29 protein-coding genes and 1 other RNA gene are annotated in these 22,758 nt (G+C 63.3%); 17 read left to right on the top strand and 13 right to left on the bottom strand.

From position 1 onward, the window contains the following. Positions 1 to 22 precede the first annotated feature (22 nt). The 10 genes from FJ940_RS00355 to FJ940_RS00395 all read left to right on the top strand — a co-directional run bounded on the left by FJ940_RS00355 (position 23) and on the right by FJ940_RS00395 (position 7,506). A complete protein-coding gene (locus tag FJ940_RS00355; protein WP_140566831.1) occupies positions 23 to 670 on the top strand; it encodes a thiamine phosphate synthase in 648 nt (215 codons plus the stop codon). Between the two features lies 1 nt (position 671). Beyond that, the gene (locus FJ940_RS00360) at positions 672 to 1,712 is read left to right on the top strand and encodes a tetratricopeptide repeat protein (protein ID WP_140517548.1); all 1,041 of its coding nucleotides are present in this window, start codon (positions 672 to 674) and stop codon (positions 1,710 to 1,712) included. A 36-nt stretch (positions 1,713 to 1,748) separates the two neighbouring features. Then, a complete protein-coding gene (locus FJ940_RS28345) occupies positions 1,749 to 1,922 on the top strand; it encodes a hypothetical protein (RefSeq protein ID WP_181165380.1) in 174 nt (57 codons plus the stop codon). A gap of 1 nt (position 1,923) precedes the next feature. Further along, positions 1,924 to 2,241 (top strand): UBP-type zinc finger domain-containing protein, encoded by a 318-nt coding sequence (locus FJ940_RS00365; RefSeq protein WP_140654805.1) that lies wholly within the window; start codon positions 1,924 to 1,926, stop codon positions 2,239 to 2,241. A gap of 112 nt (positions 2,242 to 2,353) precedes the next feature. Beyond that, complete coding sequence (efp, locus tag FJ940_RS00370) at positions 2,354 to 2,920, top strand: elongation factor P (RefSeq protein WP_140493174.1); 567 nt, start codon at positions 2,354 to 2,356, stop codon at positions 2,918 to 2,920. An 87-nt stretch (positions 2,921 to 3,007) separates the two neighbouring features. Then, the gene (locus FJ940_RS00375) at positions 3,008 to 3,808 is read left to right on the top strand and encodes an inositol monophosphatase family protein (RefSeq protein ID WP_140654808.1); all 801 of its coding nucleotides are present in this window, start codon (positions 3,008 to 3,010) and stop codon (positions 3,806 to 3,808) included. Positions 3,809 to 3,979: 171 nt separating this feature from the next. Further along, complete coding sequence (locus FJ940_RS00380) at positions 3,980 to 4,666, top strand: hemolysin III family protein (RefSeq protein WP_140655370.1); 687 nt, start codon at positions 3,980 to 3,982, stop codon at positions 4,664 to 4,666. Between the two features lie 105 nt (positions 4,667 to 4,771). After that, positions 4,772 to 5,797 (top strand): MotA/TolQ/ExbB proton channel family protein, encoded by a 1,026-nt coding sequence (locus FJ940_RS00385; protein WP_140493167.1) that lies wholly within the window; start codon positions 4,772 to 4,774, stop codon positions 5,795 to 5,797. A 1-nt stretch (position 5,798) separates the two neighbouring features. Then, on the top strand, positions 5,799 to 6,830 hold the full coding sequence (locus FJ940_RS00390) for a peptidoglycan -binding protein (protein ID WP_140493164.1): 1,032 nt from the start codon (positions 5,799 to 5,801) through the stop codon (positions 6,828 to 6,830). A 250-nt stretch (positions 6,831 to 7,080) separates the two neighbouring features. Further along, entirely contained in the window at positions 7,081 to 7,506 is a 426-nt protein-coding gene (locus tag FJ940_RS00395; protein WP_140554911.1) for a hypothetical protein, read from the top strand. Between the two features lie 77 nt (positions 7,507 to 7,583). Here the strand turns inward: FJ940_RS00395 and FJ940_RS00400 are convergent, their stop codons facing one another. Then, on the bottom strand, positions 7,584 to 7,937 hold the full coding sequence (locus tag FJ940_RS00400; protein WP_140624974.1) for a DUF1304 domain-containing protein: 354 nt from the start codon (positions 7,935 to 7,937) through the stop codon (positions 7,584 to 7,586). A gap of 143 nt (positions 7,938 to 8,080) precedes the next feature. On the opposite strand from FJ940_RS00400, the gene FJ940_RS00405 reads away from it, so the two are divergent. Further along, entirely contained in the window at positions 8,081 to 9,568 is a 1,488-nt protein-coding gene (locus FJ940_RS00405) for a carboxypeptidase M32 (protein ID WP_140654810.1), read from the top strand. 18 nt (positions 9,569 to 9,586) lie between these two features. On the opposite strand, the gene FJ940_RS00410 is transcribed toward FJ940_RS00405, so the two are convergent. Then, on the bottom strand, positions 9,587 to 11,386 hold the full coding sequence (locus FJ940_RS00410) for an ABC transporter transmembrane domain-containing protein (protein ID WP_140493152.1): 1,800 nt from the start codon (positions 11,384 to 11,386) through the stop codon (positions 9,587 to 9,589). A 208-nt stretch (positions 11,387 to 11,594) separates the two neighbouring features. Between FJ940_RS00410 and rpmE the strand changes: the two genes are divergently transcribed. After that, a complete protein-coding gene (rpmE, locus tag FJ940_RS00415; protein ID WP_006327661.1) occupies positions 11,595 to 11,816 on the top strand; it encodes a 50S ribosomal protein L31 in 222 nt (73 codons plus the stop codon). 207 nt (positions 11,817 to 12,023) lie between these two features. On the opposite strand, the gene FJ940_RS00420 is transcribed toward rpmE, so the two are convergent. Next, positions 12,024 to 12,659, bottom strand: a complete 636-nt coding sequence (locus FJ940_RS00420) for a TetR/AcrR family transcriptional regulator (RefSeq protein ID WP_140554909.1) — start codon at positions 12,657 to 12,659, stop codon at positions 12,024 to 12,026. Between the two features lie 221 nt (positions 12,660 to 12,880). Between FJ940_RS00420 and FJ940_RS00425 the strand changes: the two genes are divergently transcribed. After that, positions 12,881 to 13,360: a DUF1772 domain-containing protein gene (locus FJ940_RS00425; protein WP_181171729.1), complete on the top strand. Its 480-nt coding sequence runs from the start codon at positions 12,881 to 12,883 to the stop codon at positions 13,358 to 13,360. 246 nt (positions 13,361 to 13,606) lie between these two features. Here the strand turns inward: FJ940_RS00425 and FJ940_RS00430 are convergent, their stop codons facing one another. The 3 genes from FJ940_RS00430 to FJ940_RS00440 form a co-directional block, all read right to left on the bottom strand. Beyond that, positions 13,607 to 13,903: a SelT/SelW/SelH family protein gene (locus FJ940_RS00430; RefSeq protein WP_140654813.1), complete on the bottom strand. Its 297-nt coding sequence runs from the start codon at positions 13,901 to 13,903 to the stop codon at positions 13,607 to 13,609. Between the two features lie 12 nt (positions 13,904 to 13,915). Beyond that, on the bottom strand, positions 13,916 to 14,665 hold the full coding sequence (locus FJ940_RS00435) for a YebC/PmpR family DNA-binding transcriptional regulator (protein ID WP_140493143.1): 750 nt from the start codon (positions 14,663 to 14,665) through the stop codon (positions 13,916 to 13,918). A gap of 209 nt (positions 14,666 to 14,874) precedes the next feature. Then, positions 14,875 to 15,198 carry a helix-turn-helix domain-containing protein gene (locus FJ940_RS00440; protein ID WP_140493140.1) on the bottom strand — a complete coding sequence of 108 codons (324 nt, stop codon included), beginning with the start codon at positions 15,196 to 15,198 and terminating at the stop codon, positions 14,875 to 14,877. Positions 15,199 to 15,249: 51 nt separating this feature from the next. Between FJ940_RS00440 and FJ940_RS00445 the strand changes: the two genes are divergently transcribed. The 3 genes from FJ940_RS00445 to FJ940_RS00455 all read left to right on the top strand — a co-directional run bounded on the left by FJ940_RS00445 (position 15,250) and on the right by FJ940_RS00455 (position 16,825). Then, positions 15,250 to 15,732 (top strand): SRPBCC domain-containing protein, encoded by a 483-nt coding sequence (locus FJ940_RS00445; RefSeq protein ID WP_140493137.1) that lies wholly within the window; start codon positions 15,250 to 15,252, stop codon positions 15,730 to 15,732. A gap of 17 nt (positions 15,733 to 15,749) precedes the next feature. After that, complete coding sequence (locus FJ940_RS00450; RefSeq protein ID WP_224618075.1) at positions 15,750 to 16,139, top strand: VOC family protein; 390 nt, start codon at positions 15,750 to 15,752, stop codon at positions 16,137 to 16,139. A gap of 218 nt (positions 16,140 to 16,357) precedes the next feature. After that, positions 16,358 to 16,825: an SRPBCC family protein gene (locus tag FJ940_RS00455; RefSeq protein WP_140554908.1), complete on the top strand. Its 468-nt coding sequence runs from the start codon at positions 16,358 to 16,360 to the stop codon at positions 16,823 to 16,825. A 6-nt stretch (positions 16,826 to 16,831) separates the two neighbouring features. Here FJ940_RS00455 and FJ940_RS00460 read toward each other — a convergent pair whose 3' ends face one another. The 6 genes from FJ940_RS00460 to ssrS form a co-directional block, all read right to left on the bottom strand. Then, positions 16,832 to 17,119, bottom strand: a complete 288-nt coding sequence (locus tag FJ940_RS00460) for a BrnA antitoxin family protein (protein ID WP_140525036.1) — start codon at positions 17,117 to 17,119, stop codon at positions 16,832 to 16,834. Further along, entirely contained in the window at positions 17,100 to 17,387 is a 288-nt protein-coding gene (locus FJ940_RS00465) for a BrnT family toxin (protein ID WP_140525035.1), read from the bottom strand. Before FJ940_RS00465 ends, FJ940_RS00460 begins: the two co-directional genes overlap by 20 nt. Before the next feature lie 80 nt (positions 17,388 to 17,467). After that, the gene (locus tag FJ940_RS00470) at positions 17,468 to 18,235 is read right to left on the bottom strand and encodes a TerC family protein (RefSeq protein ID WP_140525034.1); all 768 of its coding nucleotides are present in this window, start codon (positions 18,233 to 18,235) and stop codon (positions 17,468 to 17,470) included. Positions 18,236 to 18,305: 70 nt separating this feature from the next. Beyond that, positions 18,306 to 19,130 (bottom strand): YmdB family metallophosphoesterase, encoded by an 825-nt coding sequence (locus tag FJ940_RS00475; RefSeq protein WP_140493122.1) that lies wholly within the window; start codon positions 19,128 to 19,130, stop codon positions 18,306 to 18,308. A 61-nt stretch (positions 19,131 to 19,191) separates the two neighbouring features. Then, the gene (locus FJ940_RS00480; protein ID WP_140654816.1) at positions 19,192 to 19,779 is read right to left on the bottom strand and encodes a 5-formyltetrahydrofolate cyclo-ligase; all 588 of its coding nucleotides are present in this window, start codon (positions 19,777 to 19,779) and stop codon (positions 19,192 to 19,194) included. 95 nt (positions 19,780 to 19,874) lie between these two features. Continuing rightward, positions 19,875 to 20,030, bottom strand: a non-coding RNA gene (gene ssrS / locus FJ940_RS00485) — 6S RNA. Between the two features lie 159 nt (positions 20,031 to 20,189). Between ssrS and FJ940_RS00490 the strand changes: the two genes are divergently transcribed. Then, positions 20,190 to 21,029, top strand: a complete 840-nt coding sequence (locus FJ940_RS00490; RefSeq protein WP_140493116.1) for a MoxR family ATPase — start codon at positions 20,190 to 20,192, stop codon at positions 21,027 to 21,029. 43 nt (positions 21,030 to 21,072) lie between these two features. On the opposite strand, the gene FJ940_RS00495 is transcribed toward FJ940_RS00490, so the two are convergent. After that, complete coding sequence (locus FJ940_RS00495; RefSeq protein ID WP_140654819.1) at positions 21,073 to 22,635, bottom strand: MFS transporter; 1,563 nt, start codon at positions 22,633 to 22,635, stop codon at positions 21,073 to 21,075. Between the last annotated feature and the right edge of the window lie 123 nt (positions 22,636 to 22,758).

Here is a 22,758-nt window from a genome sequence, read left to right on the forward strand (position 1 = left end):
GCGAAACCCGGGATCGAAGACCATGAACGACGCAACGCCCCCCAATCGCTGCCGCATCGTGCTGATCGCGCCATCTGGCGTGCCGGCCGCCCGTATCGTCTCGGCCTTCGAGGGCGGCGACGTCGCCTCGCTCATCCTGCCGCAGAACGACATGGACGAAGCTTCCTTCCAGGCCTTCGCCGCCGAAATCGTACCGGCGGCACAGGCGGCCGGCATCGCGGTCGTCATTGCCGGCGATACGCGCATCGCCGGGCGTGTCCAGGCCGACGGCATTCATGTCGAGGTCTCCAAGGCCGAGCTCGCCGAGACGGTCGAGCATTTCCAGGCAAAAATGATGGTCGGCGCCGGCGGCGCCAAGACACGTGATGACGCGCTCGAACTCGGCGAAGTCAGGCCCGACTATATTTTCTTCGGCCGCTTCGGCTACGACAACAAGCCCGATCCGCATCCGCGCAACCTGGCGCTGGGACAATGGTGGGCGCAGATGATTCAGATCCCCTGCATTGTCATGGCCGGATCGGAGCTCGCTTCGATCGAAACCGTCGCAGATACGGGCGCCGAGTTCGTCGCCCTGTCGAGTGCGGTGTTCGCCGACGGCGTCGATCCCAAGGCGGCGATCGCGCGGGCCAATGCGCTGCTCGACGAAACCGCACCGCGTTTCGAGGACTGACGTGTCTTCGGCAAGGCTTCCCCTTCAGGCCCTGCTTGCTGCGGTCATGATCCAGGCCGCTGCCGCCGAAACGATTCCTTCGCCGCACCCTAAGCCGGATGCCGGCGTGCATACCGACAAGCCGATCGAAAAGCAGTTGCCGCAGCCCGCCACCACCGCCGAGCCAGCGCCATTGCCTTCGGCCGACGCGATCAATCCCGACCGCTTCGGCGCCAAGCCGGCGGATGCGGCCTACGGGGCTTTCCAGCGCGGACTCTACAAGACCGCCTACAACCTCGCGCTGGTGCGGGCGCAAAACGGCGACCCGGCGGCGCAGACGCTGGTGGCCGAGATCCTGTCGCGCGGACTGGGCGTGCCCCTCAATGCGGCCGAAGCGGCGAAATGGTACGCAGCCGCCGCCGAGCAAGGGGTGCCGGAATCGCAGTTCCAATATGCGCTGATGCTGCTCGACGGCCGCTACGTCAAAAAGGACGAAAAGGAAGCCTATGCGCTGATGCAGGCCGCCGCCGAAGCGGGCAACCGGCTGGCACAATTCAATTTCGCGCAGATGCTGGTCCAGCAGGACCCCGGCGACGCCGGCATCGCCAAGGCCGTGACCTATTACGAGCGCGCCGCGGCGACCGGCCTCGCCGACGCCCAGTATGCGATGTCACAGATCTATGCCAACGGCGTCGGCGGCAAATCGCGCGACGACGCCCAGGCCCGGCGCCTGCTGGCTCAGGCCGCGCGGCAAAACTATGACACCGCGCAACTCGACCTCGCCACCTGGATGATCGAGGGCCGCGGCGGCGGGCGTGATTTGAAATCCGCCTTCGGCTGGATGAAGCAGGCCGCCGAAGGCGGCAATGTCGCCGCCCAGAACCGCCTGGCGAAACTCTATATGCAAGGCATCGGCACCGAGCCGGACCTCGTGCTTGCCGGCGCCTGGTACATCGTCGCCCGCCGCGCCGGCCTCATCGACCCCGAGATGGACGATTTCCTGCAAGGATTGAGCGACGACCAGACCAAGCAGGCACTGCAGAAGGCAAACCGCCTGCCCTGACGCGATCAGCGGAAATCCAGCGGAAGTCATCGCGCGATGCTCGTCGAGGCAAGTGACCTCGATCTTTCCATGCAGATGGCTATCATGCGGTCGTCGCAGATCCGTCGGCTGGCAAAAGTCTTCGATATCATTACCGAAGCGGTCGCCGCGGTTTCGATGAGAGCGGTTGAGGGTTTATATCGCGGCATCGCTTCTCCAAGGAGGCAATGAAATGGCTTCGCCCGACAAACGATGCACGCATGGCAGCTTCATCCTCGAGGTAACGCCAAGCGCCGAAGGTTGCGAGGAGTGCCTGAAGACGGGTTCCTGGTGGGTGCATCTGCGGCTGTGCCGCACCTGTGGCCATGTCGGCTGCTGCGACGGTTCTCCGAACCGTCACGCCACCGGCCACTACCGGGCGACCGGCCATCCGGTCATCGAGGCCTACGACCCGCCCGAGACGTGGGGCTGGTGCTATGTCGACGAGGTCATGCTCGATTTCTCGCAGGACAAGACGCCGCAACGCGGCACCATCGTGCGCTTCGATTGAGCCGCCGCCACGGGACACCCGATCAGCGCCAGCTTGCCTCTTCGGGCGATTTGTGGTCTTGGAGGCCCGAAATCGCTGTCTTGCGAACATCTCATTCCCGGATCACATCATCATGGCCAAGATCAACGGCAACGAAATCCGTCCCGGCTACGTCATCGAGCACGATGGCGGCCTGTGGGTGGCCGTCAAGACCAACACGGTCAAGCCGGGCAAGGGCGGCGCCTATAACCAGGTCGAACTGAAGAACCTCATCAACGGCACAAAGCTGAACGAGCGCTTCCGTTCGGCAGAGACGGTCGAGCAGATCCGGCTCGATCTCAAGGATTTTTCCTTCCTCTACGAGCAGGGCGATGCCCTGGTGTTCATGGACACCGAGAGCTACGAGCAGCTCGAGCTGGCGAAGGATTTCGTCGGCGACCGCGCCGCTTTCCTGCAGGACGGCATGATGGTGACGGTCCAGCTCTACGAGGAAAGGCCGATCGGCATTTCGCTCCCCGACCAGGTGACGCTGACCATCACCGAGGCGGACCCGGTGGTAAGGGGCCAGACGGCGGCCTCTTCCTATAAGCCCGCTGTGCTGGAAAACGGCATCCGCGTGCTGGTGCCGCCCTTCATCGGCGCGGGGGAACGCATCGTCGTCGACACCAATGAAATCACTTATATGCGCCGCGCCGACTGATGCAGGTCGCCCAAAGGTGGCCCAGGTTTCGGGTCACCGACAGGCGTCCGGACAAAGGTTAAAGCGCGGGCAGCAGGAAGAGTTACGATGGCACGCTCAGCCCTTCTCAACGTCATGGTCCAGGCCGCAATGAAGGCCGGCCGCTCGCTGTCGCGCGATTTCGGCGAGGTCCAGAACCTGCAGGTCTCGATGAAGGGACCGGGCGACTATGTCAGCCAGGCAGACCGCAAGGCCGAGGATATTGTCTTTGCCGAACTGTCGAAGGCGCGGCCCGGTTACGGCTTCCTGATGGAAGAGCGCGGCACGATCGCCGGCGATGACAGCCAGCACCGCTGGATCGTCGATCCGCTCGACGGCACCACCAATTTCCTGCACGGCATTCCGCTTTTCGCTGTCTCGATCGCGCTCGAGCGCCAGGGCCAGATCGTGGCCGGCGTGATCTACAATCCGGCCATGGACGAGCTCTATACGACCGAGCGCGGCGGCGGCGCCTTCATGAACGACCGCCGCCTGCGTGTCGCCGGCCGCACCAAGCTCATCGACACCGTCATAGGCTGCGGGGTGCCGCATCTGGGGCGTGGCCAGCATGGCAATTTCCTGATCGAGTTACGCAATGTCATGGCCGAGGTTTCCGGCATCCGGCGCCTGGGTTCGGCCTCGCTCGATCTCGCTTACGTCGCCGCCGGCCGCATGGACGGATTCTGGGAGGTCGGCCTGTCGCCCTGGGACATCGCAGCCGGCCTGTTGCTGATCCGTGAAGCAGGAGGGTTCGCCTCCGACATGGACGGCGGCCAGGACATGCTCGACAACGGTTCGGTCGTCGCCGGCAACGAGATCATCCAGCGCGCCCTCCTGAAGGCCGTGAAAAAGCCGCTCGCTGCCCGCTGAAGCAATTCCGGGAGAAGTGCGGAGCGGCTTTCCGGGAACGCGCGCAGCTTTTCCCGGAGAATTGGGCAAGGACAAATCCCCGCCGCGCTGAAGCGCCGCAGTCGCAAAACCGCAAACAAAGCTTGAAATACTGTCCGGCGCTTGCCCAGATAGGGTTGACGCAGGACGATGATGATCAAGACGCCGCCGCAGATCGAGATCCCCTTTGTCGGACGATGGCACTATTCGCGTGCCGAGATGATCGCCGACGGCATCGTCCATGCCGTCGGCATCGTGCTGGCGATCGCGGCCGGTTCGGCGTTGCTGGCGCTGGCCGCCTTCCGGGTCGGACCGGGTGAATACATCGCCGCCGCTTTCTATGTCGTGTCGCTGCTCACCGTGCTCTCGATGTCGCTGACCTACAATCTATGGCCGGTGACTTCGCCGGTGAAATGGATTTTGCGGCGTTTCGACCACGCTGCGATCTATCTGCTCATCGCCGCCACCTACACGCCCTTTCTCGCGCAGCTCGACGGCTCGGCGCTGGCCGGCTGGATGATCGTCCTGGTCTGGACCGCGGCCATTATCGGCATCGCCATAAAGGTGTTTTTCCCCGGCCGCTTCGACCGGCTGGCGATCGTCTTCTATCTCGCCATCGGCTGGAGCGGCATCGTCCTGGTCGAGCCGCTCGTCGCTACCTTGCCGACGACGGCGATCGTGCTCATCGTCGCCGGCGGCGTCGTCTATTCCTGCGGCGTGATCTTCTTCGCCTGGAAGGGGCTGCGCTTCCACAACGCGCTGTGGCATGGTTTCGTGGTCACCGGCGCAGGCCTGCATCTGGCGGCGATGGTCGATTGCCTGGTCATCAACCGTCTCTGAAACTGCTGGCGGCAATATTGCCAAGCACCATTCAATTTGGTCACAATTCCGTTTAGAGTCGCCGACGACGTGATCGGCGGCAGCGGCATCGGAAACGGGGCACGGATGGCTTTTCTCAGATCCTTCGGCATGGGCAGGCGCTCCGACGTGCTGATCTACGACCCACACAAATTGTCGAGCCCGCAGGTCTTTCTCCTGACCATGGTCATCTTCCTGGCCATCGTCGCCTTCATCGCAGCGATCCTGACACGGCAGATCTCGACCGCCTTCGTCACCAATCCGGGGCTCAACGGCCTGATCATCGGCGTGCTTGCCGTCGGCATCCTTTTGGCCTTCGTCCAGGTCGGGCGGCTGTTTCGCGAAGTGCGCTGGGTCAACTCCTTCCGCGCCGGTTCCGAGATCACCGAACCGGTGCTGCTGGCGCCGATGAAGGCGATGATCGGCCGCTCGTCGAGCATGGCGTTTTCGACCAGCTCGATGCGCACCATGCTCGACTCCATCGCCACGCGGCTCGATGAAAGCCGCGACACCTCGCGCTACCTCGTCGGCCTCCTGGTGTTCCTTGGCCTGCTCGGCACCTTCTGGGGCCTGCTGAACACGATCGGCTCCATCCGCGAGACCATCGAGTCGCTCGATCCCGGCACGGGCGATGCCGCCGCTGTGCTGGATTCGCTGAAGCAAGGGCTGTCGGCGCCGCTCGCCGGCATGGGCACGGCCTTCTCGTCCTCGCTGTTCGGCCTGTCCGGCTCGCTCGTTCTCGGTTTCCTCGACCTGCAGGCCGGCCGCGCGCAGACGCGCTTCTACACCGAACTGGAGAACTGGCTGTCCTCGGTCACCGACCTGTCGTCCGACATCGTCGTCTCCGACGCGGTCCGGACCGAGCCTTCCGATGAAATCCGCCTGCTGTCGGAGCGGCTGCGCAGCATGCAGGAGAATGGCGGCGGCTCCAATCCGCGCGTCGCCACCGCCATGGCCAATCTCGCCGACGGCATTTCCGGCCTGGTCAAGAACATGCGCTCCGAGCAGCAGATCATGCGCGACTGGGTCGAAGCACAGTCGGATGAACAAAAGGCGATGCGCAACACGCTGGAAAAGATCGCCGACGCCCTGAAGAAGACCGGGGTGCACTAGCATGGCGCTCGCCAGGAGCCGGCGCGCCGACCGCCGCATCGACTATTGGCCGGGCTTCGTCGACGCGTTGTCGACGCTGCTTCTGGCCATCATGTTCCTGCTCACCGTCTTCGTGCTGGCGCAGTTCCTGCTCGGCCGTGAAATCTCTGGCAAGGACGCCGTTCTGTCGCGCCTCAATTCGCAGATCAACGAACTGACGCAGCTTCTGGCGCTGGAGCGTTCCACGACACAGGACAAGGAGGATTCGCTCGCCAATCTGCAGGCATCGCTGTCGGCGGCCGAAGCGGAGAAGAGCCGGCTCCAGCAGCTGCTGGCGCAAGGTGCGGGCGCCGGCGACGCGGCCAACCAGCGCGCGGCGGCGCTGACGGGCGAGCTCGACAGCCAGCGCCAGATCAGCCAGCAGGCGCTGAGCCAGGTCGAGATCCTCAATCAGCAGATCGCGGCGTTGCGCAAGCAGATCGGCGCGCTCGAGGACGCGCTCAACGTCTCCGAGGCCCGCGACCGGGATTCCAACACCAAGATCGCCGACCTTGGCCGTCGCCTCAACGTGGCGCTGGCGCAGCGCGTGCAGGAACTCAACCGCTACCGCTCCGACTTCTTCGGCCGCCTGCGCGAGATCCTCGCCGACCGCGAGAACATCCGCATCGTCGGCGACCGCTTCGTCTTCCAGTCGGAAGTGTTGTTTCCGACCGGCTCGGAGGTGATCAACGATGCCGGCAAGGTCGAGATGAAGAAACTTGCCGACGCCATCATCGAGTTGCAGAAGGAGATCCCGCCGGAGATCAACTGGGTGCTGCGCGTCGATGGCCATACCGACAACAAGCCGTTGTCCGGCACCGGTCGGTATCGCGACAATTGGGAGCTGTCGACGGCGCGCTCCACTTCCGTGGTGAAGTTCCTGATCGAGAACGGCGTGCCGGCCAACCGGCTGGTCGCCGCCGGCTTCGGCGAGTTCCAGCCGCTCGACCCCGCCGACACCGAAGAGGCGCGCAACAAGAACCGCCGGATCGAACTGAAGCTCACCGAACGGTGATCCATCATCACGCGATCTCACGCGAATTTGTTCACCGGCTCAACTCTAGGGCGCAGTTGTGCACCGGCAAGGCCTGAAAAGATTATCTTTTTTTAATTACACTTCGCCGCAAAGCGCTCCTAGCGTGCTGCGCAGGGCCGAGAACCGCCGGCGATGCCTCCCATCGCGACGCGACGGAACTGGACGGCCCGCATCGTCCGGAAGCGGAACGGCAGAGCCGTTCTTTTCCGCAGCAAAAGGAGGCGCCGTCATGCGCTCTTCAGCATCTCTCAAGACTGCAACCCTTGCCGTGATTCTCGTCGCCGCCCCGCTTGCCGGCGCCTACGCCGCGGGTCACCACAGGGGCGCGCTCGACGCGACCGACCCGACCGACATGACCGGCCCGCGTGTCGAGGCTCTCATTGAACAGGTTCAAGGCGTCCATCAGGGCATAATCACCGCCAGACAGGCCAACAACATCACCCCGGCCGCGGCGGAGCGCCTGGAGATGCGCACCGCCCGCATAGGTCAGGCGGCCGAGAAGATAGCCTCGTCGGATCACGGCAGGATACCGGCCGCACAATATCATGACCTGCTGCGCCGTCTCGACAATGTCGACCAGCGGCTGAGGGTCGACATCGGTAGCGGCTTCCTGATGGGCGACGGTGCCGACGGCGGGAACTATCCGAACGGCTGAGGGCATTCTGTCGGCAGTTCAAAAGGAAGGGACCACCTGGCGTCTACGGGACCCAATCCCGCAGGCGCCTCTTTTCCTCACCAGCCGAGCCAGACCGCGGCCAGGGCGGCCGCTGCCGGCACGGCCTGCACGAACAGGATCTTGCGACCGACCGTTGCGGCCCCGTACAGGCCGGCAATGGCCACGCAGAGCAGGAAGAAAACCTTGACCTGGAAACCGGCCGTGCCGAGGTAGAGGGCCCAGATCAGGCCGGCGGCGAGAAAGCCGTTATAGAGACCCTGATTGGCGGCAAGCACCTTCGAGGCGCTGGCGAATTCCGGCGTCAGCCGGAATGCCTTGTGCCCGCGCGGCGTGTCCCAGAGCACCATCTCCAGATAGACGATATAGACATGGATCAAGGCCACCAGCCCGACCAGGATGTTGCCGATCATCGTGTTCCCCCGTGATGTATCGTCGGGCAGCATTTCACGCGTCGGTTCACCAGCGCAAGGCGCATCTGCCGGGCGGCGCGTGAGGGTTGCAAACGCGCAGGCGTTGGTATCTTTTCGCCCCGTCCCCAATCACGGAAGCCGCCATGTCCTTTCAAAAACTCGATGACCTCGGCCACAAGCTCGAAGCCCTGGAGCACGCGCTGGCCATCCTCGGCGCCGATGAAGCGACCCACATGGCCGTCGGCGGCGGCGAGAAGCGCGCCGAGGCCATGGCGGCGCTTGCCGGCATGTACCACACCAGGGCGACCGCGCCGGAAATATCGGACTGGATCGCCGCCGCCGAAGGCGAGGCGCTTGACGATGAACAGCGGGCGGCGCTGGCCGAACTGCGGCGGCAATACACCAACCTGACCTGCCTGCCGGTCGAATTCGTCGAACGCCAGACGACCGCGCGCATGCGCTGCGAGCAGTTGTGGCGCGACCTGCGGGCCAAGAACGACTGGGCGGGCTTCCTGCCGGCGCTTGAAGGCGTCGTGGCGCTGGTTCGCGAAGAGGCGGCCCTGCGCGCCGACATCCTCGGCCTCGCCCCCTACGACGCGCTGATGGAGCAATACGACCCCGGCAACCGCACCGCCGACATCACCCCGGTGTTCGCCGACTTGAAGGCTTTCCTCAAGGGGTTCGTGCCGGAAGCGCTGGCGGCGCAGGAAGCGCGGCTGCGCAAGCATCCGCTGAAGCCGCTTGCGGGCAGCTACGCGATCGACAGGCAGCGTGAACTCGGCCTTGCCATGATGGCGGCGGTCGGCTTCGACCTGACGCACGGCTCGCTGTCGGTGTCGCACCATCCGTTCTGTGGCGGTGTGCCGAGCGACGTGCGCATCACCACCCGCTACAAGACTTCCGATTTCTTGTCGGCGCTGATGGGCGTGCTGCACGAGACCGGCCACGCACTCTATGAGCAGAACCTGCCGAAGGCGTGGTCGCACTGGCCGCTCGGCAAGGCGCGCGGCATGGCCGTGCATGAAAGCCAGAGTCTATTCGTTGAAAAGCAGATCGGGCGCAATCCCGCCTTCTGGCGTTGGGCATTGCCGGTCGTGGAAAAGCATCTCGGCGAAGCCTGGTCGCTCGACGACATCCTGCCGCATGTCCACCATGTCGAGCGCGGCCTGATCCGTGTCGATGCCGACGAGGTGACGTATCCGCTGCATGTCATCCTGCGCTATGAACTGGAGCAGGAGCTCGTCTCCGGCAGGCTCGAGGTGGCCGAACTGCCCGAGGCCTGGGACGCCAGGATGCGCGACTATCTCGGCCTCTCAACCATCGACAACCCCGCGGACGGGCCGATGCAGGACGTGCATTGGCCTGCTGCCGCCTTTGGCTACTTTCCCTCCTACACGCTGGGCGCGATAATGGCGGCGCAGCAATGGGCGGCGCTGACGCGGGAGCATCCGTCGGCCGATGACGATCTTGCCATGGGGAATTTCGGTGCCATCAACGATTGGCGCCGCAAGAACATATGGTCGCACGGATCGCGCTGGTCGACGCCCGACCTGCTCGAACGCGCCACCGGTGAAAAGCTCAATGCCGTCTATTTCACCGACCACCTGCGCAAACGGTATGGAGCCGCGTGAGCACGCCCAGCGTCGCCGCTACTCAGCCGCGCCCCTGAAGGCGCTGGCGCCGGTCTCGAACTGCAGCTTGGCCAGCCGGGCATAGATGCCGCCCTTGGTCACCAGGCTCTGATGCGTGCCTTCCTCGACGATGCGGCCGCCATCCATCACCAGGATGCGGTCGGCCTTCAGCACCGTCGCCAGGCGGTGCGCGATGACGATCGTGGTGCGGCCCCGCATCAGCCGCTCCAGCGCCATTTGCACCAGCGTCTCGCTTTCGGCGTCGAGTGCCGAGGTCGCCTCGTCGAGCAACAGAATCGGCGCGTCGCGCAGGATGGCGCGGGCGATCGCCACCCGCTGGCGTTGCCCGCCCGACAGCGTCACGCCGCGCTCGCCGACCTGGCTGTCATAGCCCTTCTCGAGCTTGAGGATGAATTCGTCGGCCAGCGCGTCCTTTGCCGCCGCTTCGATCTCTGACTCGCTGGCGCCCGGCCGGCCGAAGCCGATATTGTCGCGCGCGCTGGCCGCGAAGATGGTGACGTCCTGCGGCACGATGGCGATGCGCTGCCGTATCGAAAGGGGGTCGGCTTCGCGGATGTCGACGCCGTCGATCAGGATCCTGCCGGTCTCCGGATCGTAGAAGCGCAGGATCAGCGAGAACACCGTGCTCTTGCCCGCTCCCGAGGGACCGACGATCGCCACCGTCTCGCCAGGCTTGACCGAGAAGCTCAGGCCGTGGACGGCGGCGCGGTCGGGCCGGGCCGGGTAGGAGAAGGACACGGCCTCGAAGCTGATCGCTCCCTTGCTTGCCACCGGCAGCGGCCTGGGATTGGCAGGCGCCACGATCGCCGGCTCCTCGGCCAGGATTTCCGTCAGCCGTTCGGCGGCACCTGCTGCCTGGGCCAATTCGCCCCAGACCTCCGATAGCGCGCCGAGCGCACCGGCGGCGAATACCGAATAGAGCAGGAACTGGCCGAGCGTGCCCGGCGACAGATTGCCGTCGAGCACGTCGCGCGAGCCGAACCACAGCACCGCCACGACCGAGGAGAAAATCGTGAAGATGGCGAAGAAGGTGAGGAACGAGCGCGCGAAGATCGAGGCGCGCGCGGCCTCGAAGGCGGCCTCGACGGCACCCGAAAAACGCCCGGTGACCAGCGTCTCATTGGTGAAGGCCTGCAATGTGCGCACCGCGCCGATCTGCTCGCTGGCATAGGCGGTGGCATCGGCCAGCGTGTCCTGCGCCTGCCTTGACTTGCGCCGCACCGAGCGGCCGAAGGCGACCAGCGGCAGCACGATGATTGGAATGGCTGCGATGACCAGCCCGGACAGTTTCGGGCTGGTGAAAACCATCATCGCGACCGCGCCGAGGCCAAGGATGACATTGCGCAGCGCCACCGAAGCGGTCGCCCCGACCGCCGATTTGACCTGCGTGGTGTCGGCGGCGAGCCGCGACACGATCTCGCCCGACTGGGCAGTGTCGAAGAAGGCCGGCGACAGTTTCGTCACATGGGCAAAGACATCGCGCCTGATATCGGCGACGACGCGCTCGCCGAGCGTGATGACGAAATAGTAGCGGCCCGCCGATGCCGCCGCCAGCAGCGCGGCCATCGCCACCAGCGCGGCGAAATATTCGGCGATGAAGGAGGAACCGGACGGCGTGAAACCATGATCGATCATGCGCCGTACCGCCAGCGGCAGCGCCAGCGTCGTCACCGCCGCGACGATCAGCGAGATGACGGCGCCCGCCACCAATGTGCGGTAGCGGCCGATGTAGGGAAACAGGCGCCTGAGCGGCTTGAGCGAGCGCCGGCGCTCGTCTGCGCTGCTGGTTTGCGCCATCCTGGTCTTTCCTCTTGGCCGCCTTCAGCTATGCGCCTCAATATGCGCTTGCCGCGGCCTTGTGATTCAATTCCGGCTGATGTATAGGCTCGCCGACCGTTTTAGAAGCCGTGGCTCCTCAATAGCTGCGGCTTCGAGTTTTAAAAAGGGGCGCATCGACGCAGGCTTTCAGCCCGTCAGCCGCGCCCGGCAAGCCAGGAACCGAGCCATGAAGACCGATATCCATCCCGACTACCACACCATCAAGGTCGTCATGACCGACGGCACCGAGTACATGACCCGTTCGACCTGGGGCAAGGAAGGCGATACGATGAACCTCGACATCGACCCGACCACGCACCCGGCCTGGACCGGCGGCCAGCAGACCCTGCTCGACCGCGGCGGCCGCCTGTCGAAGTTCAAGAAGCGCTTCGAAGGTTTCGGCCTCTAGGCCTCATCAGCTTTTCGCAGACCAGAGAACCCGCTCCCGTGGCGGGTTTTTTGTTGGCCAATGCACGTCCCTTCACGCTGGCGCTTGCCCCCACCTCCGCCTTGTCGGTCCCGTGTGGGAGGTCGGACCGAAGGTCGGGTGGGTCGGCGCTGCCCCCACCCCGCTGCTTCGCAGCGACCCTCCCCACGAGGGGAGGGTGAGAGCATCCTATTCCGCAAGCAATTCCCTGAGCGCCATGCGCTTGTAGGCGGCGACCAGCCTGTCGCCCTCCTTCCGCTCGACCGAGATCGCCAGCCGCATGGCGGCCTCGCCCATCTGCCAGACGAGAAACGCCGTCGTCTCCAGCGCGACGGCATCGGCATCGGGCCGCAGGCGTTTGAGCGTCGCAGTGAGAAATTCGGCGTTCGCACGGCTGTCGGCGAGCTCCAGTTCGCGCAGCGCTTTGTCGGCCTGCGTGCCCGACCAGATATCGCGCATCACCGGCTCCGCCAGGAACAGGTGGTAATAAATGTCCACCAGTTCCGAGAACGCCCGCCGAAGGCCCTCGGCGTCGCCGACGTCCTTGAGCGCGGCTGAAATGCAGGCCTGGCTTTCGGCGGTGTAGCGCTCGGCCAGCGCCCAGACGATCGCCCGCTTGTCGGGGAAGAACTGGTAGAGCGAGCCGATCGACACCCCAGCCCGCTCCGCCACCTCGCCCATGCGCATGGCATCGCTGCCTTGCTCCGCAATCAGCGCCGAGGCGGCGGCGAGCATGCGCTCGACCCGTTCACGGCTGCGCTGCTGGCTCGGCGCGCGGCGTGGCGTGGCGACCTGTTCCGGTGGGGACGTGGCGGTTTTTTCCATGGCTCTTCAACAGACGCCGGGCGGCAATGCCACCCAGAAATGACTTGACTCGCAAAATACGAGGGTTTATCACGTTTTGCAAATATGAGGATTTCTCATGTTTTGAAAGAAGCAGACGGGATAATTGATTTGAAGGCGTCGAACAGGTGGTCGGCCATCCCGCAAAACTTTTCTGCCCATTGCGGCTGAAACCGCCGCAACCGGCATCTGGAGCAACTGACATGATCGCGAAACTACTTCCCAGCCTCATCTTCATCGCCGCTATCGGCTCGGGCGTTGTTGGCGGCGTGTTCTTCGCTTTTTCCAACTTCGTCATGCCGGCAATGGCTCGCCTGCCTCCGTCGGGCGGCATCGCCGCCATGAACTCGATCAACATCACCGTCATCACGCCGATGTTCATGACCGCCTTGTTCGGCACCGGCCTGATCTGCCTTGTCTTGATCGCCGGCGCCATCATCGGCTGGCAGCAGCCAGGCTCCTTCTGGCTGCTGGCCGGCGCAGTCATCTATCTCGTCGGCAACCCCATCGTGACGATGGTTTTCAACGTGCCGCTCAACGACGCGCTGGCCGCCGTCGATCCGGCGAGCAGCAACGGCGCTGCTGTATGGACCATCTATCTCAGGGACTGGGTGATGTGGAACCACGTGCGCGCCATCACCGCCATCGCCGCGCTGGCATCCTTCTGGTTCGCCGCGCGTTGACGTGTCTCGGTCCGCCGCGTTCGGCATCGCGGCGACCGAGGCGTGTTTATCGGAAGAAGCGCCGTGAACGACCCGTATTCCACCATGGCCTTGGGCATTGCCGCGGGGATCGGCCTCGGCGCTGTCTGTGGCGCAGCGATGGATGATCCTGCCGTCGGCATCGGCATGGGCATAGCAATCGGCGCCGGGATCGGCGCGATTTTCGGGCAGAGGCGAGGAAATGACGTCCGGCTTCCGCGGGAAGTCTCAGCTCTTCGCCTTGCGGTCGGCATGACCGAGATCGCGGTCCGGGTCGATGACGTCGCGCACCAGTTGCTTGAGTTTTGCCGCATCCGGAAAGCCGCCGTCACGCTTGCGGTCCCAGACCAGCACCTCGTTGCAGCTTATGGTGAAGACGCCGCCGGTGCCGGGCACCAGCGTCACCTCGCCCAGATCGACGCCGAATGTCGACAGCAGTTCCTGCGCCATCCAGCCGGCACGCAGCAACCACTGGCACTGGGTGCAATAGGTGATGCGGATGGTGGGCAGCGGGTTTTCGGTCATGTCAGGCTTTGCTCACGCAGCGCTGAGCTTGGCCATGGTCTCCTCGTCGACCTCGAAATTGGCGTAGACGCTTTGAACGTCGTCGTCGTCCTCGAGCGTGGCGACCAGCTTCATCAGCGACTGGGCGCGTTCTTCGTCGACCGGAACATTGTTCTGCGGCTTCCAGATAGGCTTCACCGATTCCGCCTCGCCGAGAGAGGCTTCCAGTGCCTTCGACACCTCGCCGAGGTTTTCGAAGGCGCAATAGATGGTGTGGCCTTCCTCATCCGACTCCACGTCATCGGCGCCGGCTTCGATTGCCGCGTCCATGACCTTGTCGGCGCTGCCGGCCGATGCCGGATAATAGATCTCGCCGACCCGATCCCACATGAACGACACCGAGCCGGTTTCGCCCATCGCCCCACCGGCCTTGGTGAAGGCGGCGCGCACATTCGAAGCCGAGCGGTTCCGATTGTCGGTCAGCGCCTCGACGATCACGGCGACGCCGCCGGGACCGTAGCCCTCGTAACGCACGGCTTCGTAATTTTCGGCGTCGCCCATCGACGCCTTGTTGATGGCGCGCTGGATGTTGTCCTTAGGCATCGACACCGCCTTGGCGTTCTGCACGGCAAGGCGCAGGCGCGGATTCATCGACGGATCGGGCGTCCCGCTCTTGGCCGCGACGGTGATTTCGCGCGCCAGCTTGGAAAACATTTTCGACCGCACCGCGTCCTGACGGCCCTTGCGGTGCATGATGTTCTTGAACTGTGAATGGCCAGCCATGGCACCCCTGTCGTATTCGGCTAGAGCATTGCGCGGCGAGATGCATGACCCGCCTTCCGCAATGCTCGAATTCAAAATGTCAGAACGTCCCTGCTGCGTCCGATGGACGTATGGCGCTCTTTGTCGGAATGGCCGGCTTATAGATAAATCGGCTCAATTCGTCCAGCCGCGCCGCGCTTTGCCACGCATAGCAAAGCCGTGACGGCCGTTCACCCCTCCAGATCGGATTTCAGCCGGTCTATGATGCTAAGCGCATGGCCGGCGTACTGGCTGATCCAGCGGTCGTGAATCTGCTTGATCGGCAGCGCGTTGAGATGGTTCCAGCGCTCGCGCCCCTCGCGCCGCGCCACGATGAGATCGGCCTCTTCCAGCACTTTGAGATGCAGCATGACGGTGCAGCGGTCGACATCGGAAAACGCCTCGCACAGCATGCCGGTCGTCTTTGGCGCGTCCTTCAGCAGATCCAGCATCTCGCGCCGGCGCGGATGCGCCAGCGCCTTGAAAACATTGTCGTCTTGCGATCGGCTTGACATGTTATTTTTTTATAACATAAGCTCCTATCAATCAAGGAAGGAACTGTGGATATGTCTCTTGGTTTCAGGGTTTCAGGACGCATCGGCAAACCGGTCGCCGACGTCTTCGACGCGGTCGTCAATCCGAAGAAGCTCAGCTCCTATTTCACCACCATCGGCGGTGCCAGCGCGCCCTTGGTGCCGGGCGCCAATGTCGTGTGGTGGGGCAAGGTGCCGGTCGAAGTAGACGAAATCGTCAGGGACAGCCGCATCGTGCTGCGCTGGGATGCCACCGACGAAGAGGGAAAGCCGGCCTACAAGACCCGCATCGAGATGAATTTCGAGCCGCTCGACGACGGCGGCACCTTCGTCACCATCGCCGAGGCCGGCTGGCACGAGGACGCGGTCGGCCTGAAGAAGTCCTATCTCAATTGCGAGGGCTGGTCGCAGATGCTGGCCTGCATGAAGGCCTATGTCGAACACGGCATCAATTTGCGCGAAGGCTACTACCGCAGCGAGATGAAGGGCGAGCCTGCCAACGAGACCAACATTTGAGCGAAGGGAGGCCTGCCGTGAAAGTAACTCCGTTCCTGATGTTCGAAGGCAAGGCCGAGGAGGCCATGGCCTTCTATTGCGAAACCATCCCGGAGAGCCGTGTCCTCGACCTCACGCGCTACGGTGCAGGCGAGGACGGACTCGAAGGGGCAGTCAAGCTGGCCCGCGCATCCATCGGCGGCACGGAGGTCATGATCTTCAACAGCCCTGTGCACCACGCCTTCACCTTCACGCCGTCGGTCTCGCTCTTCGTCGACTGTTCCACCGAAGAAGAGCTGGAACGCATCGTCGAGGCCCTGTCCAAAAACGGCACGTTTCTGATGCCGACCGGCAATTACGGCTTCAGCCGCCGTTTCGCCTGGCTGAACGACAGGTTCGGCGTTTCCTGGCAGATCAATCTGCCGTAGCAGGACCGGGCCAGGCCGAGATCCTGGCTGGGACTGTTCACCGGGGATTTCCCGGGCGCCGCCGATCATCTCGCCAAGGCCGGCGTCGAGCGATGCGACGTCATCGAGCCGCTGGGAGAGGGCTTCCGTGGTTTCTGGATCACCAGCCCCGCCAACATCGTTCACATGGTGCGGGAGCCCGACGCCTGGTGAAGGCGTGTTCGGCAGGGGAGAACGCTATGGAAATCCGCGAGACACCGACGGCCGAAGCCGCCATGCTGATCCGGCGGCCGGTCTCCGACGTTTTCGAGGCCATCGTCGACCCGGAGATCACCACGAAATTCTGGTTCACCCATTCCAGCGGCAGGCTGGACGGCGGCAAGCCGGTTCAATGGGAGTGGCGCATGTATGGCGTCTCGACGACGGTGGTCGCCAGCGAGATCGTCGTCAACGAAAAGATCGTCATGCAATGGAGCGATCCGCCGACCACGGTGATCTGGACCTTCACCGAAATGCCAGGTGACGCGACCTTCCTGGAGGTCCACAATTTCGGCTTTGCCGGCAATGGCGACGAACAGGCGAAACAGGCGGTCGATTCAACCGGCGGCTTCACGCTCGTTCTGGCCGGCGCCAAGGCCTGGCTCGAACAAGGCCTGACACTAGGCCTGATCGGCGACCGTCACCCGAAGGGCGCACCGGGGAGTTGAACCGGCTCAGGTTTTACGCTTTTCCTGCTCGATCACGTGATGGCGGAGCACACGATTGATTTCGGTCTGGTAACCACCACCCCCGACATGCTCCTTGAACCACGATAGCACGTCAGTATCGAGTCTGATTGTCACTGGCTGCTTGAGTGGTCTGTAAAGATGTCCACGACGAGCATGAATCCAATTCTCCGCCGGAACTTCTGGGATGTCGGAAGTATTAATTTCGCTGTCAGGCAAACCAGCCAGCTTGGCGAGCTGGTTGCGCTGATCCTGACTAAGGTCCTTCTTGCTCATAGCGCCTCCTTTCATGCGCTGTCGCTTTCCGGGCACCAACAATCCTAACTCGTCCTTCATCTTCGCGATCAGGATATGTGTGGACAACCAGCATGACCACTACGGCATCGATCGTCCCGATAGCGTGCCAACGCTGCTCACCATCTTCAAACCGGTCGGGCACGATGAGATAAAGCGGATCATCGAACACCTTCTGCGCGAGATCGAATCCGATGCCGAGCTTGGCAAGTTTGCGCCTGGCTCTTTCAGCATCCCATTCGAACCGCAAAGCAGCACCATCGATTACGATATTGTACGTACAATTTCGTAAGAGTCAGCCTGAACTCGGCATTGGCCATGTCGTCAGGCTCAATGCCCGCCGCCGGACTTCGCCTTCTTGCGGTTCCGCGCCAGCATGTTGAGGCCTTCGACGAGCGCCGAAAAACCCATCGCCGCGTAGATATAACCCTTGGGCACATGGTAGCCCATGCCGTCGGCGATCAGCGTCATGCCGATCATCAACAGGAAGCCCAGCGCCAGCATGACGATGCTCGGGTTCCTGGCTATGAAGTTCGCCAACGGCGTAGCCGCCAGCATCATCACCGTAACCGCCACGATGACGGCGATGTACATGATGGCGATCTCGTCGGTCATGCCGACGGCGGTAATGATGGAATCGATGGAGAAGACAAGGTCGAGAAGCAGTATCTGGAAGATGGCGCCGGCAAGGCTCATCTGCACGGTCTCGCCCAGCATCGTGTCCTGGTGGTCGTCGGGGTCGACCGTGTGATGGATCTCCTTGGTCGCCTTCCACACCAGGAACAGGCCACCGGCGATCAGGATCAGGTCGCGCCAGGAAAAGCCGTGGCCAAGGGCGGTGAAGACCGGCGCCGTCAGTTGGACGATGATCGAGATGGTGGCGAGCAGCACCAGCCGCATGACGAGCGCCGCCGAGATGCCGAGCCGGCGGGCGCGGGCTCGCTGTGCTTCCGGCAGCTTGTTGGTCAGGATCGAGATAAAGATCAGGTTGTCGATGCCGAGCACGATCTCGAGCACCACCAGGGTCAACAGCGCGACCCAGGCGGTGGGATCGAACACGAAGGCGAAGTGCGGCGCCAGGAACTCGATAAGCTGCATGGAGGTCGTCCCCTCTACGATCTAGAGCAGTGTCGCCGGCAGTTAGGTATTGAGAGCCCCTATATCAATGTCACGTCCAGAAGGACGGCGCCGTTTCCTCGAGCCGCGGCCCGCGGCGAAACGGCGCGATCTTCTCGGTCAGCCCCGTGCGGTCGGAAATATCAACGCCGACGCCGCACAAGGTCGCGGGTCCGGTCGCCGCCTCGAAACGCCCCTTCGGCACTTTCGACAGGAACCGGTTGAGCGGCTCCTCCTTGTCCATGCCGAGCGACGAATCATAATCGCCGCACATGCCCGCGTCGGAAATGTAGCCGGTGCCGCCATTGAGGATATGGTGATCGGCGGTCGGCTGGTGGGTGTGAGTGCCGACCACGAGGCTGGCGCGACCGTCGACGAAATGCGCGAAGCACATTTTTTCGGAGGTCGCCTCGGCGTGGAAGTCGATGACCACGGCATCCGCCTGCTCGCCGAGCGGACAGGCGGCAAGCTCGCGCTCGCCAGCCTGGAAGGGATCGTCGAGCTCGGGATGCATGAACACCCGGCCCATGATGTTGGCGACCAGCACGCGCGCGCCGCTCCTGGCGATGTAGACGCCCGAGCCGCGCCCTGGCGTACCCTTGGGAAAATTGGAGGGGCGCAGGAAGCGCTCTTCGCGCGGCGCGAAGGCGAGCGCATCGCGCTGGTCCCAGACATGGTTGCCGGTGGTGACGACATCGGCGCCGGCCGCGATGGTCTCGCGAAAAATCTCCTCGGTGATGCCGAAGCCGCCGGCCGCGTTTTCGCCGTTGACGATGACGAAATCGAGCTTGAAGTCCGAGATCAGGCCCGGCAATTGCTCCCACACCGCCGTGCGGCCTGTCTTGCCGACCATGTCGCCGAGGAAGAGAAGTCTCATCACGCTTGACCCCGAAAAGTGGCATGACTTTCGGCAAAGATCATGCGTTCCAAAGAACTATCTACAATTCTGGCGCGAACCGGCGCAACCCGCTCTCGGTCAGTATTTCCGGGATGATGACGTCGTGGTCCTCATTGGGAACCATCGTCACTTCCTGGCAGTCGAAAGCAATGCCGATCAGCCGGGGCGCATGCCCCTTGTCGACAAGCTTGGCGATCGCACGGTCATAATAGCCCGCGCCGTAACCGATGCGGTGGCCGCGCGCGTCGAAGCCGGCGAGCGGCACCAGCATGACGGAGGGGTCAAGAACTTCGGCTTCCTCATGCGGCCCGACGGTGCCAAATCCCATATCGATCATCGGCGCGCCGCGTACCAATTCGCGAAAGACGATGGTCGTCTTGTCGAGGATCGCCGGAAGGCAGAGCCGTGCGCCCTTTTCGCGCAAGGCGAACATCAGCGGCCGGACATCGACTTCCGAGCGCATTGGCCAGAAGCCGGACACGATTTGACCTGGCTCGATGGCAAGCTGGTCGCGCGCGGTTTCGGCCATATCGAGCGCGACTTCCACCCGCCAGAATTCATCGAGCGCGTCGCGGCGGCCAAGCGCTTCCTTGCGAAGCTGTTTTTTCAGGTCTTTTGAGGATGTCATGCGCAGACGCTAGAAAAAGCCAGACCTGAATGGACGTTTTGGGAGCGACGCTTTCCATCGCATGATCCACGAAATACGTGGATGTGGCGAATAAGTGACGATCCACACAACCGGTGGAGAAGTCGATCCCGGGTGCCTACAAAGTAGGTGGGCGCCGTGTGAGAAAACCCACGGGTCTTCCCAGGGACAGCTCCCTAAGGATCGTTAAGGCCCCGGGGAAAAGTGTCTCCTGCCGGGAAGCGCAGACCGTCAGCCCCAATATAGGCCGATGCCCTCCCAAGCGCCAGAGACTTGGCGCCAGAGAGTTGGCGCTCTTTCCCTGCCGGCTTCACATTTCGCCGCCGCCAACCCACCCTTGCATGGGCCAAGCCGTCTCCTTACGGTCGTCCGTACTGAACCAAGGAGCAAAAATGCGTTTCGAAGGCACTGCGGCCTACGTCGCCGACAAGGATCTGATGGTGGCGGTCAACGCGGCGATCGCGCTGGAACGGCCCTTGCTGGTCAAAGGTGAGCCCGGCACCGGCAAGACGGAGCTTGCCAGGCAAGTGGCGGCGGCACTCGGGCTGGAACTCATCGAATGGCACGTCAAATCGACGACGCGGGCGCAGCAAGGCCTCTACGAGTACGATGCCGTGTCGCGGCTGCGCGACAGTCAGCTTGGCGATACCAGGTTCAACGATATCAAGAACTACATCAAGCGCGGCAAATTGTGGGAAGCCTTCGCCGCCGGCAAGAAAGTCGTCCTCCTAATCGACGAGATCGACAAGGCCGATATCGAATTTCCCAACGACCTCTTGCAGGAACTCGACCGGATGGAGTTCTTCGTCTACGAGACCGGCGAGACGATCCGCGCCGCGGTGAGGCCGATCGTCATCATCACCTCCAACAACGAGAAGGAGCTGCCGGACGCCTTCCTACGCCGCTGCTTCTTCCACTACATCCGCTTTCCCGACGTCGAGACGCTGCACAGGATAGTCGATGTGCACTATCCCGGCATCAAGCAGAATCTGGTGCGGGCGGCGCTCACTCAGTTCTACGAAATCCGCGACGTGCCGGGGCTGAAGAAGAAGCCGTCGACCTCCGAGGCGCTCGACTGGATAAGGCTGCTGGTCGCCGACGACATCGCGCCCGAGGATCTGCGCGCCGACCCGAAGAACGCGCTGCCCAAGCTGCACGGCGCGTTGCTGAAGAACGAGCAGGACGTGCATCTGTTCGAGCGGCTGGCCTTCATGGCGAGGCGGCAAGGATGAACGAGCGCATCGGCGCCCAGAGGCCGAGCCGCACAAGGCATTGCTACGAGCGCACCTCGCCAGCACCCTGCGCAGGACGCCCGCTTCGCTGCTGCGGCGCGACATATTTTGGGCCGAAGATAGCAAAGCTGATGACGGCAAGAGCCAGAACGCCGATCCCGCTATAGAGCATGACCCAACCAAAACCGTTGATCAGGGCGGCACGCGCGATGGCGCCCGTCGGGTCGAGGGTCGCAAGCTTGGGCGAGTATTGCGCCAGGCCGTCGAGATTGCCGGCTGCGATCTTCTCTGCCAGGGCGCGCAGTTCGTTCGGGTCGATAGCCGTGCCGAAGGCGTTGCGCAGATAAGAAACGATCCCTTGCGTCAGCAGCAGTCCCAGCACCGCGATGTTGATGGCAAGCGTGATCAGCCGCGCACTGATATCGATGCCGGACGCCATGCCGGCACGATTGGGCGACACCGAGCCGGTCGTGGTGTTGGTGGTCGGCGAATTGGTCAGGCCGATGCCGATGCCGGCGATCAGCGTGCCGGGCAGCATGGTCAGCCAGTTGCCCTCGAGCCCGGAACCTATCCACATGGCGATGAAACCGACCCCCAATGTCAACAAGCCGAGCGGGATCGCCACCCGCGCCTGATAGCGTGCCCGCAGGCGCTCGGCGATCGACGGCATCAGCATGAAAGGGAGCGTGTAGACGAGCAGCAACAGCCCGGTCGTGGTGCTGTCGTAACCGAGGACCCCCGAAAAATAGATCGGCAGATAGATGATGAACGGCCAGTAGCTGAAATTCATGCCGATGCCGCCCATGATCGCTCCCGAGAATTGGCGGATGCGGAAAACGGAGAAATCGAACATCGGATAGGGATTGATCTTCTCGGCTACGAGGAACGCGACGAAGGCCAGCACGGCCGCGCTTGCCACGCCGATGCGCGCGCCAGCGCCCAGATCGGCCCCTTGCGTGATCAGATAGGAGAAGCCGAACACCGCGAACGACAGTGTCAGTATGCCGGCCCGGTCAAGCTTCTGCGCGTTGCGATCGCGCGATTCGGTGACACCGGCGCCGATGAAAGCCAAGGCAAGAACGGCAAGCGGCACATGGATGAGGAACACCCATTGCCAACTCGACAGCGTCACAATCAATCCGCCAATGGCGGGGCCGAAGCCAAGGCCGATGCCCGAGACGACGCTCCAGGCGACGAAGGCTTTGCCGCGTTCACTGCCGTCTTGAAACTGGTGGGACAACACCGCCACGCTGCAGGTAAACATCGCTCCGCCCGCCAGGCCCTGAAGAAACCGGGCGATGATCAGCAGCGGAGCGCTCGTTGCGAGACCGCATAGCAGGGAGGCGAGGCCAAAGGCGACGGTGGTGCCCACCATCACGCGTTTGCGGCCGAGACGGTCGGCCAATGTCCCCGTCGCCATCAACACCGTGGTGCAGGCAATGGTGTAGGCATTCATGATCCATTGCAGATCCTTGAAATCAGCGCCAAGCACGGTTTCCAGTTTCGGCAGGATCACCGGGACGCTGGAGATTTCGAGGCCGAACAGCAGCGAGGCGAGGCAGACCCCCGCAAGAGCAACGGTGTTTCGGTCGATTGGAAACGTCATGTCGGTCACTTTCAGTCGGAGCATTCGGAAGTGGCTGCGAGCGTCGCTCTTCACACAGCGGTCGACATGACTTAAATGACCCCCCATCATGAAAAAAGACTATGCGTTTCTATTTCAGAAATG

It is taken from the genome of Mesorhizobium sp. B2-3-7, from assembly GCF_006442695.1.
GTDB lineage: Bacteria > Pseudomonadota > Alphaproteobacteria > Rhizobiales > Rhizobiaceae > Mesorhizobium.